Origin of the sequence: Microcoleus sp. S28C3 (assembly GCF_036700785.1) — a bacterium.
Lineage (GTDB): Bacteria > Cyanobacteriota > Cyanobacteriia > Cyanobacteriales > Microcoleaceae > Microcoleus > Microcoleus asticus.
Genome location: NZ_JAUBPO010000012.1, coordinates 34,577 through 51,708, shown reverse-complemented (window position 1 = coordinate 51,708; position 17,132 = coordinate 34,577). Strand labels below are relative to the sequence as shown.

The 17,132-nt window shown below is 46.9% G+C and carries 15 protein-coding genes and 1 pseudogene; 5 read left to right on the top strand and 11 right to left on the bottom strand.

Annotation, left to right across the window (positions count from 1 at the left end; translation table 11 throughout):
- Positions 1-81 precede the first annotated feature (81 nt).
- The 3 genes from QUA13_RS05875 (at position 82) to QUA13_RS05865 (ending at position 3,882) form a co-directional block, all read left to right on the top strand.
- Positions 82-1,443: a histidine phosphatase family protein gene (locus QUA13_RS05875; protein WP_333197345.1), complete on the top strand. Its 1,362-nt coding sequence runs from the start codon at positions 82-84 to the stop codon at positions 1,441-1,443.
- A 217-nt stretch (positions 1,444-1,660) separates the two neighbouring features.
- Entirely contained in the window at positions 1,661-2,974 is a 1,314-nt protein-coding gene (locus QUA13_RS05870) for a dihydroorotase (RefSeq protein WP_333197344.1), read from the top strand.
- Positions 2,975-3,126: 152 nt separating this feature from the next.
- Positions 3,127-3,882, top strand: a complete 756-nt coding sequence (locus QUA13_RS05865) for a 4'-phosphopantetheinyl transferase superfamily protein (RefSeq protein ID WP_333197342.1) — start codon at positions 3,127-3,129, stop codon at positions 3,880-3,882.
- 457 nt (positions 3,883-4,339) lie between these two features.
- Here the strand turns inward: QUA13_RS05865 and QUA13_RS05860 are convergent, their stop codons facing one another.
- On the bottom strand, positions 4,340-5,080 hold the full coding sequence (locus tag QUA13_RS05860) for a response regulator transcription factor (protein WP_333190814.1): 741 nt from the start codon (positions 5,078-5,080) through the stop codon (positions 4,340-4,342).
- A 110-nt stretch (positions 5,081-5,190) separates the two neighbouring features.
- The gene (locus QUA13_RS05855) at positions 5,191-5,349 is read right to left on the bottom strand and encodes a hypothetical protein (RefSeq protein ID WP_333197341.1); all 159 of its coding nucleotides are present in this window, start codon (positions 5,347-5,349) and stop codon (positions 5,191-5,193) included.
- Positions 5,350-5,612: 263 nt separating this feature from the next.
- Between QUA13_RS05855 and QUA13_RS05850 the strand changes: the two genes are divergently transcribed.
- Positions 5,613-6,359, top strand: coding sequence for a creatininase family protein (locus tag QUA13_RS05850; protein WP_333197339.1), 747 nt, complete (start codon positions 5,613-5,615; stop codon positions 6,357-6,359).
- Between the two features lie 208 nt (positions 6,360-6,567).
- On the opposite strand, the gene ndk is transcribed toward QUA13_RS05850, so the two are convergent.
- Positions 6,568-7,017 (bottom strand): nucleoside-diphosphate kinase, encoded by a 450-nt coding sequence (gene ndk / locus QUA13_RS05845; protein WP_333190817.1) that lies wholly within the window; start codon positions 7,015-7,017, stop codon positions 6,568-6,570.
- Positions 7,018-7,320: 303 nt separating this feature from the next.
- Here ndk and QUA13_RS05840 point away from each other — a divergent pair, with 303 nt between their 5' ends.
- A complete protein-coding gene (locus QUA13_RS05840) occupies positions 7,321-8,076 on the top strand; it encodes a hypothetical protein (protein WP_333197338.1) in 756 nt (251 codons plus the stop codon).
- Positions 8,077-8,080: 4 nt separating this feature from the next.
- On the opposite strand, the gene proB is transcribed toward QUA13_RS05840, so the two are convergent.
- The 8 genes and pseudogenes from proB to QUA13_RS05800 all read right to left on the bottom strand — a co-directional run bounded on the left by proB (position 8,081) and on the right by QUA13_RS05800 (position 17,078).
- Positions 8,081-9,190, bottom strand: coding sequence for a glutamate 5-kinase (gene proB / locus QUA13_RS05835; protein ID WP_172188901.1), 1,110 nt, complete (start codon positions 9,188-9,190; stop codon positions 8,081-8,083).
- 109 nt (positions 9,191-9,299) lie between these two features.
- Positions 9,300-9,821, bottom strand: a complete 522-nt coding sequence (locus QUA13_RS05830) for a YqeG family HAD IIIA-type phosphatase (protein WP_333197336.1) — start codon at positions 9,819-9,821, stop codon at positions 9,300-9,302.
- A gap of 142 nt (positions 9,822-9,963) precedes the next feature.
- A complete protein-coding gene (gene mltG / locus QUA13_RS05825; RefSeq protein ID WP_333197334.1) occupies positions 9,964-11,088 on the bottom strand; it encodes an endolytic transglycosylase MltG in 1,125 nt (374 codons plus the stop codon).
- Positions 11,089-11,335: 247 nt separating this feature from the next.
- On the bottom strand, positions 11,336-11,914 hold the full coding sequence (locus QUA13_RS05820; RefSeq protein ID WP_172188895.1) for a DUF3727 domain-containing protein: 579 nt from the start codon (positions 11,912-11,914) through the stop codon (positions 11,336-11,338).
- 315 nt (positions 11,915-12,229) lie between these two features.
- On the bottom strand, positions 12,230-12,688 hold the full coding sequence (gene ruvX / locus QUA13_RS05815; RefSeq protein WP_333197330.1) for a Holliday junction resolvase RuvX: 459 nt from the start codon (positions 12,686-12,688) through the stop codon (positions 12,230-12,232).
- Between the two features lie 261 nt (positions 12,689-12,949).
- Positions 12,950-14,281 (bottom strand): GNAT family N-acetyltransferase, encoded by a 1,332-nt coding sequence (locus tag QUA13_RS05810; RefSeq protein WP_333197329.1) that lies wholly within the window; start codon positions 14,279-14,281, stop codon positions 12,950-12,952.
- A 191-nt stretch (positions 14,282-14,472) separates the two neighbouring features.
- Positions 14,473-15,654, bottom strand: a complete 1,182-nt coding sequence (locus QUA13_RS05805) for a F420-0:Gamma-glutamyl ligase (protein WP_333197327.1) — start codon at positions 15,652-15,654, stop codon at positions 14,473-14,475.
- A 396-nt stretch (positions 15,655-16,050) separates the two neighbouring features.
- Positions 16,051-17,078 (bottom strand): annotated as a pseudogene (locus tag QUA13_RS05800) (IS630 family transposase).
- Positions 17,079-17,132: the final 54 nt, after the last annotated feature.

The following is a 17,132-nucleotide window of genomic DNA, read 5'->3' as shown; positions in this document are numbered from 1 at the left end:
GTATGGGTAAGGTGCGCACTGCGCACCCGCAGCGGGGTAGCAGGCTAAATCTAAAATCTAAAATCTAAAATCTAAAATCGAATGACTCGCATTATCTTAGTCCGTCACGGCAAAAGCACCTACAATCAAGAACGCCGCATCCAAGGCCGCCTGGATAAATCGATTTTGACAGAAGCAGGCCGCAGCGCCGCCCTGCAAGTAGGCGACACACTCAGCAGTATCGCCTTTGATGCCGCCTATACCAGTCCCCTGCAACGAGCCAAAGAAACAGCGGAAATTATCCTGTCGCGCTTGACAAATCCGCCACAACTCGAGCCAACTGATAATTTGATGGAAATCGATTTGCCTCTGTGGGAAGGAATGTTGCGCCAAGATGCGATCGACAAATTCCCCGAAGCATATCAGCAGTGGCAAAGACAGCCAGACAAATTTTCCATGAAACTGCCATCTGCTGACGGAGACATCGAACACTTTCCCGTATTGGCAATTTTTGCTAACGCCCGTCATTTTTGGCAAGAACTTTTATCGCGCCACCAGCACGGCACAATTCTAGTAGTAGGTCACAACGGAATCAACCGCGCTCTCATCGCCACCGCGTCGGAAATTACCCCGGATTACTATCAATCAATTCAACAGTCAAATTGCGGAATTAGCGTCATTAATTTTGGTCCTTCCCCTGTTACTAACGACGAGCAAGGACAGCCAAAAAAGAAAGTTGCAGTTCAATTAGAATCGCTGAATTTAACTTCCCATACCGGGGAAATTTTTCCCAAACCGAGGGACGGACACCGAGGCCCGCGCTTGTTGCTGGTACGTCACGGCGAAACCGACTGGAATAAAGCAGGTAAATTTCAGGGGCAAATTGACGTGCCTCTCAACGATAACGGTCGCGAACAATCCCGGCGGGCGGCAGAATTTCTCAAGGATGTAAAATTAGATTTTGCGATCAGCAGTTCGATGCTGCGCCCGAAAGAAACTGCGGAAATTATTCTCAAATATCACGGCGGTTTGCAACTGGAACTGCGCGACGAGTTGAGAGAAATCAGCCACGGGCTTTGGGAAGGAAAATTTGAATCAGAAATAGAACAATCCTATCCGGGTTTGCTGGAGGAATGGAAAACATCTCCTGAAACAGTGCAAATGCCGGAAGGAGAGAATTTGCAGCACGTTTGGACTCGGGCGATCGCATCTTGGCGAGAAATCGTACAATCAGTTTCCGGTACTGGAATTGTCGTTGCTCACGATGCCATTAACAAAGCAATTCTCTGCCACCTATTCGGTTTGGAACCCGAACATTTCTGGAAATTCAAACAAGGAAACGGAGCCGTGAGCGTGATTGATTATCCCCACGGCCCCGATGGTTTGCCGGTATTACAAGCGATGAATGTCACAACTCATTTGAGCGGCGGCGTTTTTGACCAAACAGCCGCAGGAGCACTGTAATTAGTAAAGTGTTCAGCGCGAACCCGTAGCGGAAGGAACACCCACCGCTACGCTTTGCCCGCCTGAAAAATGTTTGAATTTTGATAACAACCGCGCCCGACGCTTAGGAATTTCTTAATTCCTGAAACTAATGCGGTGGATTGCTTCTTCCTTCTTCCTGACATCCGTTACATCCGTTACATAATCCGTTGCCGAACTTCCTTCTTCCTTCTGCTATATGAGCCGCGAACTGCTACAAAATGTACGAGTGCTAGATCCAGTTTCAGGGAGCGATCGCATCGCTGATATTCTGATTGCTGAAGGTGATATCAAAACAGTCGAGGAAAAAATTGCTGAGTTTCCCGCTGACACGGAAGTGCGGGATTGCCGGGGACTGATTTTGGGGCCGGGGTTAACTGATATCTACAGTCACAGCGGAGAACCGGGTTTTGAGGATCGGGAAACGCTGGAATCTTTGATGCAGGCTGCGGCGGCTGGGGGTTTTACGCGAGTGGCGATTTTGCCGGATACCTCGCCACCTGTTGACAATTTGGCCGGTTTAGCTTTGTTGCAGCAACATATCGGCAGTTTGTCGCCCGGACGGCCCCGCTTGTATTTTTGGGGCGCGCTGACAGCGGGCGTTAAAGGGCAGCAGATGGCCGAGTTGGGCGAGCTGGCCTCCTCTGCGGTGGTGGGTTTTGCGGACGGTTTGCCGCTGTCTAATCCGGCTCTGGTGAGGCGTTTGCTGGAGTATATCAAGCCTTTGGGCAAGTCTGTGGCTTTGTGGCCGTGCGATCGAACTTTGGCAGGAAATGGCGCGGTGAGGGAGGGTGCGGTGTCGGTGCGCTTGGGTTTACCGGGAATTCCGGCGAGTGCGGAAACTTCGGCTTTGGCGGCAATCCTGGAGTTGGTGGCATCTGCGGGCACTCCGGTACACATTATGCGCGTTTCTACGGCGCGCAGCGTGGAATTGATTCGAGATGCGAAGGCGCGGGGTTTGCCGGTGACTGCGAGTGTGACTTGGATGCACTTGCTGTTGAATGTCGGGGCAATTTCAGGAAACTCTAAAGATTCCGGCGGGAAAAATGCTTTGACTGCTTTGTTCGCCTACGATCCGAATTTACGCCTAGAACCGCCGCTGGGCAATCTCAGCGACCAATTAGCGCTGATTCAAGCTGTGAAAGATGGCGTAATTGATGCGATCGCGATCGACCACAACCCGCATACTTATGAGGAGAAAACTGTGGCTTTTGCTGATAGTCCGCCCGGGGCGATCGGCTTGGAATTAGCTTTGCCTTTGCTATGGCACGGACTGATAGAAACAGGCGAATTTTCGGCTTTAGAACTGTGGCGAGTTTTGAGCGCAGGCCCGGCCGTTTGTCTCGGACAAACCCCCCCCACGGTTGCACCGGGAGTCTCTGCCGATCTGATTCTGTTCGATCCGCAAATGAGTTGGACTGTTGAGGGGCACAGTCTGAAGTCGCGATCGGCAAATACGCCTTGGTTGGGACAAAAAATTGCAGGAAAAGTTGTACAAACCTGGATTTGTTAACATTTGGGATTGCAATTCATCTGTTGTAGAACAGGCATCTTGCCTGTTTCTAAAAGTATAACAAGCATCTTGCCTGTTGCTCAAAGTATAACAAGCATCTTGCCTGTTTCTGGGAATGCTGCATGAGGTGAGTCATAAGAGAAGATAAATACATGATTACTGCTTTTGATTCGTGGAATTCCCCACCGCTCGACTTGACATTAGATGTGGGCGAAATTCATGTTTGGCGCGTCTCTCTGGCTCAAACAGAATCTTGCTTGCAGAGTTTACAACAGACTCTCTCTACCGACGAGCGGACTAAAGCCGATCGTTTTGTGTTTCCCAAAGGTCGATCGCAATTTATTGTAAGTCGTGGCGCGCTGAGATCGATTTTGAGTCGCTATCTTAACATAAATTCTCACATTTTGCGCTTTGACTACAATCCTTACGGCAAACCCTCTCTCATCGCCGCCCAAGGTGGAAATACCCTGCGTTTCAATTTGTCTCACTCTGGCGGAATGGCTCTAATTGCTATTACCAAAAATCGAGATATTGGTGTCGATATTGAAGGCATAAATCCCAATTTTTCTTATCTGGATATTGCTGAAAAGTTTTTTTCACCTTTAGAAAGCTCAGTGCTGCGAGCGCTCCCCGAACATCTCCAAGCCAAAGCTTTTTTCACCTGCTGGACTCGCAAAGAAGCCTACATTAAAGCAGTCGGTAAAGGACTTTCTATTCCCCTGAATCAGTTTGATGTCACCCTCGCACCAGGAGAACCAGCAGCGCTGTTAAATGTTGAAGAAAACCCTGAAGAAGCCTCAAGATGGTCTTTAATTGAATTAATTCCCTGTTCAGATATGGTGGCGGCTGTTGCGGTTGCAGGAGATTGCTGGAAACTTCACTGTTGGGAGTGGACAGGGGAGTTTTGAGTTACGGTTTGCAGCCAGGAATGCAAGTCCTTCATCATCGGCTTAGAGAGCACTGGGTGCGCAATGCCAGCCCGATCGGAAGTGACTGCCGAGCCTGGTCTAAAAGTCTTGCTGTAGAAAGGTGACGGTGGCGCGAGTCCACAATCAAAGGTGGTTTTTTCTTTTTAGGCGAACGTGGCTACTTAGCGAAAAAGCTCGCGCCACACAACTTTAAAAATAGTAGGTTCGTCGCTTATTTCTCAAATTTACCCAGCGACGAACCACGCAAGTGCAAGGGTTTTGAACCTCGCTTATGCTATAACTTGCACTTGCTAGGTCAAAACAAGATTAAAACTTTTATCTGACCAGCCTTCTGCTTTTATTCACCAAGCCCTACACAGACCAATAAGGACACAACAATGTTGTGTCCCTACGTCTATTTGACTGCAACTTGCCACCCTACCACGCATTTAAAAAATTAACCAAATCGATAGCCGAACCCGCGTACCGTAATGATATATTCCGGTTTGCCCGGATCGATTTCTAACTTTTCGCGCAGCCAGCGGATGTGCACGTCAACTGTTTTGCTGTCTCCGATAAAATCTTGACCCCAAATTTTTTCCAGCAAATGATCGCGAGACCAAACTCGCCGGGGATTACTCATAAATAGTTCTAGTAAGCGAAACTGTTTTGGAGAAAATTTCACTTCCACACCGCGAACCAACACCCGGCACTCTTCAGGATACAGAGTTATGCTCTTATATTGCAGGCTCACGGGTTGCGGCAACTGACCGAGGCGCTGGCGCCGCATCAGCGCCCGACACCGAGCGATAAACTCCCGCATTCCAAAAGGCTTGGTCAGATAATCATCCGATCCGGCTTCTAAGTAAAAAGCGCAATTGTTGGCACTTCCTCTAGCACCGATAATCAAAATAGGGACGGGATTTCCTTGATGCCGTAACATTCGACACAGATCCAAACCGTTAATTGAATCCATAATTAACAGGTTAAAGGCAAATTCACCGTGGTATGAAGAAGAAGCCTGTACAGAAGGCAGAGCGTTGCGCCCGTCGCTAGTAACCACCACCTCGTAGCCCTGTTCTTTAAGGGCTAAAGCTAGCATTTCCCGCAACAGGTCTTCACCTTCCAATAACAAGATGCGGCCGGCTTGTCCAACAGCCAACCTCGAAGGACTTTCGCTTAATTCAGCAGAAGACATAAATATCCGTGGGAGTTATGTTTGTATATGGCTAGCGAGAGGGGCCTTGTTCGGTAGCTGAGGCACTCTCGCGCTGCGATCGCTTGTACGATCGCGATATGTTCGATCGCTTAGAATCCTTCTCCAGTCCATCCCACAGACACGCGCTCGACCTTTGCTACTTGCTCGTGCAAGGAATACAACCGTAGAGCAGTTGCCGGAGCCCCGCTGTCTGCCTGCGTCCTGGCCTCAGAAGTCTGGTCATTTTTAGGGGTCGGTGTTAATTTCATAAAACATTGCCCGCTGTTAATCGACCAGGTAACACCCAATCTATAGGGAGATGTTTGTTATACTACTCTTAAAAGGTTATTAAAAGGTAAAGTTTGGGTAATCAATTGGTTAAATTATTAAGGTTAAGTAATATAAATGTAAAGTTGCGCTCGCACTGTAAAGGTTTTTTTAAGAATACAATAATAAGTTGGCCCAGAGTCCTTTTTTTCCCGTGCCCGCTACGATCGACTATAGCAAGTAAAAATTCTGTAGACTCCCTATCATGTTGCTGCATTTGAGTACCTGGCCCGAGGTAGAAGCTTATCTCGATAGCTCCCGAGGCATAATTATCCCGATCGGCTCCACCGAACAGCACGGGCCCACCGGCTTGATCGGCACTGACGCCATTGCAGCGAGTGCGATCGCCCGCGGTGTCGGCGAAGCTGCCAATGCCTTAATCGGCCCGACAATTAATGTAGGGATGGCTTTGCACCACACCAGCTTTCCCGGCACAATCACCCTCCGACCGCAGACGCTAATACTCGTAATCAGGGATTATATTACATCTTTGGCAAAAGCCGGATTCGTAAAATATTTTTTCATTAACGGTCACGGCGGCAACATTGCCACGATGAAAGCAGCATTTTCCGAGACTTACGCGCATTTGTCAGACGTGAATTTACCGAATGCCGATCGAATCCAGTGTCAAATCGGCAACTGGTTCATGTGCGGTTCAGTCTACAAACTAGCAAAAGAATTGTACGGAAACCAAGAAGGCTCCCACGCCACCCCCAGCGAAATCGCCTTAACCCAGTACCTTTATCCAGAAGCAATCAAGCAAGCTCCGCTTTCGGAAGAAGTCGCTTCCGGGTACAAAATTTACGGTGCTGCTGATTTCCGCCGCCGATTTCCCGACGGTAGAATGGGTTCAAATCCAGGCTTAGCAACCCCCGAACACGGTCAGCAGTTTTACGAATTAGCAGTCAAAGAATTGACTGATAATTATTTGGAGTTTTTAAGTTCCGATTAACGTTTTTTCTTCTCGTTACCAGGAATATCCTGGTAACCATAAAAAATCTCAAATTCTATCGCTTTTCCTAATTGTTGATAATTTGTCGTGTTGATAGAACTGAGAATAATTTTAAGTTTTGACCATAAATGCTCAACGGGCGAGAAATCTGGCGAAGAGGGCGATAAGTATTATATCTCCCGATTAATCAATCGGGAGAATATCAAAACTACTCCACAATCCAAGGAGTTAAACAAGGTGTCCAAGCACTCAATTCTTCTTCCTTGAACCAAAGGCTAATTTCATCACGGGCAGTTTCCACAGCATCTGAACCGTGAATAATATTGCGGCCGACATTCACAGCCAAATCGCCGCGAATTGTCCCCGGTTCTGAATTCAGAGGATTTGTTGCGCCAATCATTTTCCTCGCCGAGGCCACAACGCCGTCGCCTTCCCACACCATCGCCACCATCGGCCCGGAAGTAATGAAGTCTACCAGTCCCGCAAAAAAGGGTCTTTCTTTGTGTACGCCATAATGCTGTTCGGCAAGTTCGCGACTCGCCGTGATTAGCTTCATGCCAACTAGCTTAAAGCCTTTGGCTTCAAAACGACCGATAATTTCGCCGACGAGTCCGCGCTGTACGCCGTCGGGCTTAATCGCTAAAAAAGTCCGTTCCAAGATTAACTCCTATAATTTTCTTAACTGATCCAAAAGATAGATTAACCCAGAACGCATCCAAAGGCAATTCGTCATGGAAAATTGTCATCTATACTCATTGCCACACAAGTAACTGTAGGTAAGAGTGCCCTGCTTCTCAACCCCGATTTAATGGTGGAACACAATATGATGCAAATCACACTTTGCCCTGACTACAAACACAAATAAACATGATATCAAATACAAAGATATTTCCTACAAAACCTCGATAATCAAGCCAGGTGTGGAACCCCAGTTTAAACAACTTAGTGAGAGTGCGAGGCTATGAAAGAAGTTCTAGAGTTTATTCAAACAAAAAAGCAAGAATTTGCAGACTTACCCTTATTTGCATTTCTAGGCGATCGAAATATTTACCTGCCGCAAAGACTAATTTTTGCACCTATTCTCGCTCCTTTGGCTGTGAGCTTGAGCGATTTAAATAAATATGTAATCCGAGAATCTTATAGTGATAACAAAGTTCAGGAACTAATTAATAAATATACTTATAACCAAAACTATTACTGGCACGATTATCTAGAATACCTAGAGGAACTGGGCTTTAACCAATCAATAACTTATGGTGATTTTAGAATGCTTTGGGGTGAAGAAACTAAAAAAACGCGATCGCTGTGTTCAGTGCTCAAACGCTACGCTTGGAAAGCCTCTCCCATTCAGAAACTGGTGTTAATGGAAGTCCTCGAAGGAACGGCTAAAGTTTTTTTTGAGGCGGCGCTAGCAGTGGTAATGGAATTACAGCAAATTACCCAAAAAGAATATGTTTATTTTGGAGGAGGTGATGTGGGTTTAGAAAATTATCACCTTTTAAACACGCCAGAGATGTTGCAAGTTTTAGCAGAGATAAACCTTACTAATGCGGAACGCCAAGCAGCTTTAGAATTAGCAAAAAATGTATTTGAAGTGTTTACAGAAGCGATGAACGAGCTGTTCCGACACAGCCAAACAAATTCTTGCAATACTGTGCTGCAAGTATCCTCAATTTCTGCATTCGCTCATTGCGCGATCGACTGTCTCGATATGTAGCAGTTTAAACAATCACTAAATTATCTCGGTGTACCGCCGTTTCTACACCCGCATACCCTAAAATCTCAGCAATTTTATCGGACTTGCAGCCCTGGATTTGTCTCAATTCTAAACTGCTATAATTCACAAGTCCTCTAGCAATTTGCTTGCCTGTTGCGTCGCACAACTGCACGGAATCATCAGCTTGAAATTGTCCTTCTACTTGAGCAATCCCCGCAGCTAAAAGCGATTTTCCGCCGTGGGAAATTGCCTTGACAGCACCCGCATCTAAATATAGTTTTCCTGCCGGAACTAGCACGTTAGCTATCCAGTGCTTGCGAGCGTTTACAGGGCGCGGTTGAGGCTCGAATTGAGTACCGATCGACTCTCCGTTGAGTATTTTCTCGATATTACCAGGAAAGCAGCCGTCAGTGATGACGGTGCGCACTCCCGATGCAGTTGCTATTCTCGCGGCTTCAATTTTTGTCACCATTCCGCCGGTTCCCCAACCGCTGCGGGAATCTCCTGTTTGCACCTGAAATTCTGTGAGCTGTGCCATACTTTGGACTAGGGCGATCGGCTGCGCGTCGGGATTGCTGCGCGGATCGGCGGAATACAGCCGATCGACATCTGTGAGCACGAACAACCAATCTGCTTCTACTAAACTCGCCACCAGCGCCGAAAGCGTGTCATTATCGCCAAATTTGAGCTCGTCTACGGCTACTGTATCGTTTTCATTGACGATCGGAATCACGCCCAATCTGAGCAGTTGCTGAAAAGTATTGTAAGCATTAACATAACCGTTGCGCTGCACTAAATCGCGCCTGGTGAGCAATACTTGAGCGATCGGCTGTTGCAAAGTAGTAAACAAGTCATCGTACACCCGCATCAGCCGCCCTTGGCCCACGGCCGCCACAGCCTGTTTCAGAGCAATGTTTCGCGGGCGTTCCGTCAAACCCAAGCGCGCGCAGCCCACCCCAACCGCACCCGAAGAAACCAAAACTACTCGATGACCTTGCTGCCGCAAACCGGCTAAAATTTCGACCAATGCAGCAATAGTTGAAAGAGCTAAGTTTCCCGTAGTCGATCGAGTCAGCGTCGAAGTTCCTATTTTAACAACAATAGTTTTAGTCATTGGTTTGTTGACTGTTGACTGTTGACTGTTGACTGTTGACTGTTGACTGTTGTTTGTTGTCATTAGTTACCAATGCCCTATGCCCTATGCCCTATGCCCTATGCCCAATTTAATCTTTAATTTTCAGAGAAGCCCCCAAAGCTTGAGAGATCCAAACTTCAAAAGAGCGCACCGGATACTTGCGAAGCGCATACCCAGCATCAACCATGGGTTCCACTAAAATAGTAAACATACCCAAACGATTGCCAGCTAAAACATCAGTAAAAAGTCGATCGCCCACCATCGCCACCTGTTCCACCGGCAAATTCATCGCACTAATAGCCCTTCGCAACTTGCGGCGCGACGGCTTAGCAGCACCCGTGATGTAAGGTAGATTCAAAGACTCAGCAATCCGACCGATCCGAATCTGGTTTACATTATTGCTCGCCAACCACAGCGATACCACCGGTTTTATTTCTTCCACCCACAAGGTGAGTTCAGGAGAAGCATTCATTGCTGTAATGGGAACGAGAGTTTCGTCCACATCCAAAACTAATCCTTTAATATTATATTTTTGCAGAATATCAGCCGTTAACTTCATGACTGAATCGCCTAGAACTAAGTCAGGCTGTAGTATTTTACCCCAAGTCATAATGATTTTAGATTTTAGGTTTTAGATTGAGAAATAAGAAATTGGAAGTTAAAGATTAAAAAAGTAAAAAATCAAAAGTGAATAATTATTGCTTTTGCTGTCTTACTTTTGACTTTTTACTTTTGTATTAGTCATTACCTATCTATTGGGTCGATCGCAACTGCTGGTCAACTTTAGCAACAGCAGCATCGTGTTCCGCCTGCGTGCGGCTAAAAATGTGAGTGCCGTCATACCGCGCCATAAAATACAGGTATTCTGTATTTTCTGGATTCAGAGTCGCCTCCAAACTTGCTATTCCCGGAGATGCGATCGGAGTTGGCGGCAGCCCTACATTCACATAAGTATTGTAGGGAGAAGGCGTTTCCACCTGCTTAAAAGTCAGAGGTTTTTCCTTGGTTTGCCTGATGCCGAGGGCGTATTCAACAGTCGGATCTGAACCCAACTTCATGCCTTTATTCAAGCGACTGGTAAACACTCCAGCAATGCGATTGCGCTCGGAAGCAACTACAGCCTCTTTTTCCACAATACTCGCCAGCGTCACCCACTCTTTCAAATCCAGCTTAGTATTCTTCTGATTCTTTTGATATATCGGCAAAGCCAACTGCTCGAAACGACCGAGCATTTGCTTGATGACAGCTTCCGGGCTAATTGCATCGCCGTCTAGCTGATAAGTATCCGGGTACAAAAACCCTTCCAAATGAGGTAAGCCGCTCGGCAGCCAAGGGTACTGGGCGTAGGGAACTTGACTCGCCACCGCAATAAAATCTTTAGCGGGGAAAAAACCTTGCGCTTCAAAATAAGCGCTCATTTGTTGCAGCGACCACCCTTCTGGAATCGTGAAACTCTGCTGTACGACTTCGCCCTTCCAAATTTTGTCAGCAACTGCACTCAGAGGCTGAGTCGGCGACAGTTGGTAAGTTCCTGCTTGAAAACCTCCCTCGCGGTTTTGCAGAGTCAGCCAGCGGGCCCACATATTCCATGCCGAGCTCGATCGAATCAACCCTGCGGCCTCTAAATCCCGGCCGATTTTTTGACTGGGAGTACCCTCCGGGATTTGGATTGAAACAGCAGCATCCTCTGCCGGGGAAGTTGACGTTTCAGCTATTTTAGGCGGCGCCGAAGCCCAGCTCCACCAAGCCCAGCCCTGCCAAGCGCAAATCCCCCAGATTGCCGGCAGCAACGCCAGATAAAACAACCATTTAGAGACTTGCGGAGTACCTTTTCGGCCCTCGCGCGCGCTGCCTGTTGTCATTTGTTCTTTATTCATAGTCCGTTGTCCTGGATAAGTGGCGATTAACTAGCGACTAATGACTGATGACCTGCGATTGATGACCGAAAAGTTACGGATACAAGCCATTTAAAAGACCCAATTCACGCGGCCCAATTCAAAAGCCCGAGCGTAAAGGCTGAAGGCACAATCTCGAAAAAATTCGATCGAGCGAGCAGTTTACTTTTTTATAAAATAGTAAAAAATTCTGCTTTTTGCCGTCAGACCTTCTGCCTGCAATTAATATCTAATCAAGTTCGTCAAAAAACTGGTCTTCCAGCATAGGCAACATCGGTTCCAGCCTTTGGAACTCTTCTTCCGAGAGCAATTCTGGCTTGCCGTCGTCATTCATTCTAGCCAAGATAAAGAACGGGTCGAGAGGCGTATAAATGGCATATTCCTGTTCTTCGTGGTAGAAGCTGGTCAGCCACATCAGCTCCTCAAACTCGGACTCCTCATCCGGATCGACATCGGATGCCATATCCTCTTCGGGAAATTCCGGCAATTCGCCAACCACAGTCAGCGTCACCGCCGTGCGTCGAAGGGTCAAGTTCTGCTCTTGCAGGACAACTTTAGCTGTATCAAAAATTTTGTCAATTTCGGTCTCGTCTTCTACAGGAATTGCTGCTTCATCGGTATCGTCTCCCTGCCAAGTAAAAATTTCTACGGGTGAGTCAATCGGAAGCAGCAAAGCGTATTCTTGACCTTCTAGGTTCATAGAATATTCTATGTTGCAAGTGAGCGATCGCCCAACTTCATCCGTCAGGGTGACGGACTCTTCGTTGGAATTGCCATTCTCTTTTTTGCGGTATGGGGATGAGGACATCGCGTGTATCTTATTTTCCGTCAATAATTCAGTAACGTTTGCTTGACAATTGGGAATTTTCGTGGCGATATTCTGGCTAAGTGGGCGACTATCGCCAGTCCACAAGCTTAAACCGCGAGACTCGCGGCTTTTTCCACAGGCGAGGAGTGCAGCGTTTTAATCTCAGTCGAGTCAGCAAGCGACACTGAGGACAAATCACGATTTTGTGCTTCTTTAGTACCGAGGGTACAGCAGAATTTTCTCCAGTTTGTCAAGGGTTACAGGTGTGCTTCGCAAACTTGCACAACCAGGATATCACGCCTCTGTTACAAGCTATCAAGGATTGGGAATGGCGCAGATATTTTGCCTCCGTTCGTCTAGCCACTGCTGCAAAATCAGGGCCGCTGCTTTGCGATCGATCGAACCCTTATTTTGCGACAGCGAAATCCCTTGTGCTTTCATCAATTCCTCTGCCTCAACCGAAGTCAGGCTCTCGTCCACGTACTCTAAGGGGAGTTCTAAGGCTGCGGCGATGCGAGCAGCATATTTCTGCACCTGTCGGGCTTGAGCACCCAATTCTCCGCTCAGCGAGTAGGGCAAGCCTGCAACCAAAATTTGCACTCTCCGCTCTCGGACGAGCTCTCTGAGATAAGCTACGTCCCGATCAAAGGACGATCGTACTAGAGTTGTAATGCCCGTAGCTATTAAACCGGTGCCGTCACACCCGGCGATGCCGACACGTTTGAGACCGATATCCAATCCCAGAGCTGAAATCCATAATTTATCGTTGGACATTCAATTTTAGATTTTAGATTTTAGATTTTAGATTTTAGATTTACTGTTTTTTTGCGGAAATAATCTTCTTTAACGAACCGCGAAGACGCGAAAAACGCTAAGCAAGAATAGAATAAAGCAAGAAGAATATAGGTAATCTTAAGTTGATATCAATCAAAAGCAGAAGGGATATTTTGGGATTATGACAGAAAAAAAGGAATTTATTGGATGATTAATTTTCTTTTTTTCTGCCTTCTACCTTCTACCTTCTGCTTTCACTTATTAAGAATTGAGTTCTCCGGGCCAGCCTCCGTCTAGAGGCAATTCAGGCAATTTTAGAGGCAAAATGCTGCTGCTATCTGTTGCTGCTGATTCGGAATTTTGGAAGTTCAAGGGGTTAACTTGATTTATTTGGCTGTTTCCTGAGTCAGCCAACATGGGTTTAATCTCACAGGACGGGGGCCCTGCTGTCGCTTCCCCAGCCATTGGGCCGAGCCAGGACATCCGGCCCGGTACGGGTTTGCGAGTTGGCTGGAAGCTTTGCAACATTTCTGATAGCTGGAGTCCTTCGAGAGAGACCAACTTGGACTCGCGCAATTTGTGCCACACCGATCGAGACATCAGCAAACTGTGTTCCACGCGCACTGCTCCAAATTGCTCTAAATAAGCTTCCCGTTCCGGCTGATAGTCAGCGGAAGCCAGTTGCAGGCTTTGAACCGGGAAATCTTGAACGAGGCGCGCCATCTGGGACAGCAGTTCAGGGTAAAGCCAAGTGTAGGCCGGGTGTACCGTTAACTGAGCGACGTGCGGTTGGTGGCCGTTGCGGGATAGCTGCACCTGAAAATAGCCGATCGCGGCTTTGCGCTGCGGTTCAAACACGTAGCCGCTGACTACCTCGGTTTTGCCCAGCCACTGTCTGGCACCTTCGACTAAAGCGCCGAAAAAACTGGTTTTGAAATCTTGAATGTGGCGATCGAATACTTGGCGCACCAGCGGTGGCATAGAGGCAGTATCCAGTTGGTAGAGCAACTGAGCGTCGGCGTTGCTAACAGGCAGCAGGTTGGGCAAATCTGGCGTCGAGTTTGCCATTTCTTGAAGGCGTTCTGGGGCGATCGTCCAGTAAGTCATCTGGGCCAAAGGCTGAAACCCGTTCTGCCGATACAAAGCTAGGGAAGTTTTGTCGCCGACATTCACTTCCAACAGCCACGTCCGCGCCTCCCAGACTGCCTCAAAGCAGTAGCGCAGCAGCATGGAACCAATTCCTTTGCTGCGGGCTTCCGGGTCTACTCCTATGCGATCGATCCGCCAAGTGCTGCGGGTGCGGTTGAAAGGAGAAATCTGAATTATGCCCTTAACGCTCCCCTCTTCTTCGGCAACGTGGGCCCGGAACAGAGACTGACAAGGGTTGGGAAACCAGCTAAAAATCTTTAGCAGTCCGTACCAGCGGCGAATCTGCTGCAACTTTCTACCTAGTACCACGTCGCAGCTTCCGCCCTTGCGGTTTTCTGGCTCTTCGGCTGTTTCCGCGCACAGTTGTTCCATCACCTCGATGTCGCGATACTGAAACGGGCGAATCACAACCTGGTTTTGGTTTTGGGAGGGAAATGAAGTCATAGCATGAAAGTGGGGAATGGAAATTTAAAAATAAAAATTCAGAAAGGGGAAGAGTTAGAGAAGTTTTGAGTTTTGAAAGCGTATATTTTGAGTTCAAAACTTAGAACTTTTGATTCTTCTCCCTTTCTCGATCGATCGAAAATTAAAAATTTCAAATCATCTTTTTGAATTTTTAATTTTCTGTTTTCAACTCAAGATTTTTGTGGCAGAGGTCGAATTAAAACGACCGGTGTGCGCTCGTCAGCATTCCCAGCGGGGTTGCTGCGCAAGGCTTGCTCTAAAAATGTTACCGATAAATCGGAGGTCGCTGCTAATATCTTAACTGCTTTCAAGTCATTAGCGTCTACGATCGCCGCCGCAAGTCCGGTTTCTCGTTGAATTTCTTCTACAACTTGCTGGGGATTGTCCGGGCCGAGGACAATAAATTGGTCGAAGGGCGGCAAAGTCCCGGTAACGTCGTCGATCAGCCTGGCTTGTTCGCCTGCTAGTTGGTAAAAGACTCCCGGTTTGCCAAATATTTTGGCTACAGCGCCGATCGCAAATGCTGCTACTACGCGCCAAGGGCCGACTACATCAACCAACGTCTGCATTCCGCAAGCCGTCGCCAAACTCGACGTGGGCAAGAAAAACAAGCACACTCGCTTTGCCGCCCATCCGGGTTTGACTTCGCTGGGATGGCGGTAGCGTCCCTGCATCAAAGCTAGGGGAGTTTCTGCCAGGGCGACAATATCGCCTTTCTGGGCGCGCGGCAGCACGTACCGCTTGACAATTTCGACGGGATTGTCCAGTTCCGCCAGTATGTGGGTGCGAATCGGCAAGACTTCTGCAACTCCAACATTTCTGGCTGTGGGTACGGTGTCCGAGTTCGGAAATTGCAGCGGGACTACTACGTTACGGACTTTGGGGATGCGCCCGCCGGGGCCGTAGGTGACGAAGTGTACTTGCACCCAAGCTGACTGCAATTTGGTTAAATCTTGCCCTTGAATGTCTACAGAAACTTTAATTTTCGTGGTTTTTTGGGCTTTAACAATATAGCCGAACCAGTAATCGTCTGCTCTGGCTGCTGCCTCTTTGTGGCAAGGAATCACCTTTGTCTGGGAAGTAACGCCATCTAAACTTCCGTCTGACAGCAGTTTCACCTGTGCCCGCACTTCCGGTAACATCACCTCGAACCGCTGTGTCAGGTTGCGGAACTCCATTTCCCCCACTAAAAAATAGCGGTTGGGTTCGGAGATGGCTAAGTGCCATTCTCCGGCTGTTAGTTCTAGTTTATTTGCACTCCCAGTCCGGCGATAGTTCAACTCTAGGCCCAATCCGCCCAATGCTAGCAGCGAACCGGCTGCTGCGATTCCTGTTGCTAAAGTCTCAATCACTCAAATCACCGCCAATAATATTTTGTGTTTACTGTAGTCGATCTCGGGTACTTTGAGCGACGATCCGGTAGTAATTGGATTGCGATCGGTTTGTTGGGGGCGATCGAACTTATGCCCAATTTCACGTAAGTGCGATCGCGTCTAACGCCTAAAGCGGTCAATTTGCTGCTCAAAGAACTCGTTCGTGAGTTAGATCGCTCCCCAATCTGGCGTTGCTTAATCAGGGTATGAGAAAAATAAGTTTAACATCCAGAAGCTTTGTCGATACTGGTTTCTCTGACTTGCATATTTAGCGTTTCATAACGGAAATCACCAACGCTTACACCAAATGACTAAATTCAATAATATAATATATTAACTTTTACAAAAAACGCTCTAATATTATATATAGCAATCCTATATGATTTGTGAGAATTTACCATAACTGTGAAGCTTGGGGAAATCAAATATCTGATAATGAGTAACTAACTTAAATATATATTTGACGGCAGCAAATGTCTTACACATATGATAGCACTTCCTAATCCATTTTTTAGCTTGTAACCAAATATCTTCAATTGGATTCTGAGTCGGAGCGTTGGGTGCAAATCTCATACAAGTGATTTTCCAATCAGATTCTTCTAAACCCTTATTCACCACTGATAAAAAGTCTTTAACTTCTGCTGAAGAATGATATTTAGCGCCATCCCAAATTAATGCTATCCGCTTGTCGTTATATTGGCTCATCAGATATTTTATATATTCAATAGTATGTTCCCCATTTCCCTTTGGATATGCCTGGATCAGACTTTGACCAGTTGCAATATTTACTGCGCCAAAGTAAGTCTGTCGCTCTTTCTCATTAACTATTGGCACTTCTAATCTTTCATTCTTCTTGCCCCAAACATAGCCACAAATATCTCCCCAAAGAAGATGACATTCATCCTGAAAAAAAACTACTAATTCACCTAATTCGATTTCATTACGATGAGCTTCTAGCCATTGGGTCAATTCTTTTTTTTTTTGACCAGTTCCGGATCTGTTTTAGGATTACGTTTTTGAGATTTTTTCCAGGTTAAGCCAGCAGCGTCAAAAATCTCATAGTAACTCTGCTGAGAACTAAAAACTATCTCATACCGCGACTCTATATAAGCTTTTAGTTCTCCTAAATTCCAATAATTCTTTTTGTGTAGCCAATCAATGATGGCAGCCCGTTCCTCAGATTTTAAATATCCCACAGAACCCTTATAAGCCAGCTTGAGAGCAGATAGACCTTGCATGATAAATATCTGAGTCCATTTACTAATAAAGCCAGAACTCACTGATAAACTTTCCTGAATCTCTCGATGCTTATATCCTTTAAGCTGCATAGAGACGGCAATTGCTCGTTTCAACTCGCGGGGCTCGGGATTAGATTGGATAAATTCCGTTAACTCTTCTAACATGGATAAATTATGTAGTGATTTTGGCTATTATATCATAAATCATTTAGGATTGCT

Bases quoted from the DNA above. Each gene is read 5' to 3' on its own strand.
- ruvX (WP_333197330.1), bottom strand. From the start codon at position 12,688: ATGTCCAACGATAAATTATGGATTTCAGCTCTGGGATTGGATATCGGT.
- mltG (WP_333197334.1), bottom strand. From the start codon at position 11,088: ATGAATAAAGAACAAATGACAACAGGCAGCGCGCGCGAGGGCCGAAAA.
- proB (WP_172188901.1), bottom strand. From the start codon at position 9,190: ATGACTAAAACTATTGTTGTTAAAATAGGAACTTCGACGCTGACTCGA.
- QUA13_RS05810 (WP_333197329.1), bottom strand. From the start codon at position 14,281: ATGACTTCATTTCCCTCCCAAAACCAAAACCAGGTTGTGATTCGCCCG.
- QUA13_RS05850 (WP_333197339.1), top strand. From the start codon at position 5,613: ATGTTGCTGCATTTGAGTACCTGGCCCGAGGTAGAAGCTTATCTCGAT.
- QUA13_RS05855 (WP_333197341.1), bottom strand. From the start codon at position 5,349: ATGAAATTAACACCGACCCCTAAAAATGACCAGACTTCTGAGGCCAGG.
- QUA13_RS05870 (WP_333197344.1), top strand. From the start codon at position 1,661: ATGAGCCGCGAACTGCTACAAAATGTACGAGTGCTAGATCCAGTTTCA.
- QUA13_RS05865 (WP_333197342.1), top strand. From the start codon at position 3,127: ATGATTACTGCTTTTGATTCGTGGAATTCCCCACCGCTCGACTTGACA.
- QUA13_RS05860 (WP_333190814.1), bottom strand. From the start codon at position 5,080: ATGTCTTCTGCTGAATTAAGCGAAAGTCCTTCGAGGTTGGCTGTTGGA.
- QUA13_RS05830 (WP_333197336.1), bottom strand. From the start codon at position 9,821: ATGACTTGGGGTAAAATACTACAGCCTGACTTAGTTCTAGGCGATTCA.
- QUA13_RS05875 (WP_333197345.1), top strand. From the start codon at position 82: ATGACTCGCATTATCTTAGTCCGTCACGGCAAAAGCACCTACAATCAA.
- QUA13_RS05820 (WP_172188895.1), bottom strand. From the start codon at position 11,914: ATGTCCTCATCCCCATACCGCAAAAAAGAGAATGGCAATTCCAACGAA.
- QUA13_RS05840 (WP_333197338.1), top strand. From the start codon at position 7,321: ATGAAAGAAGTTCTAGAGTTTATTCAAACAAAAAAGCAAGAATTTGCA.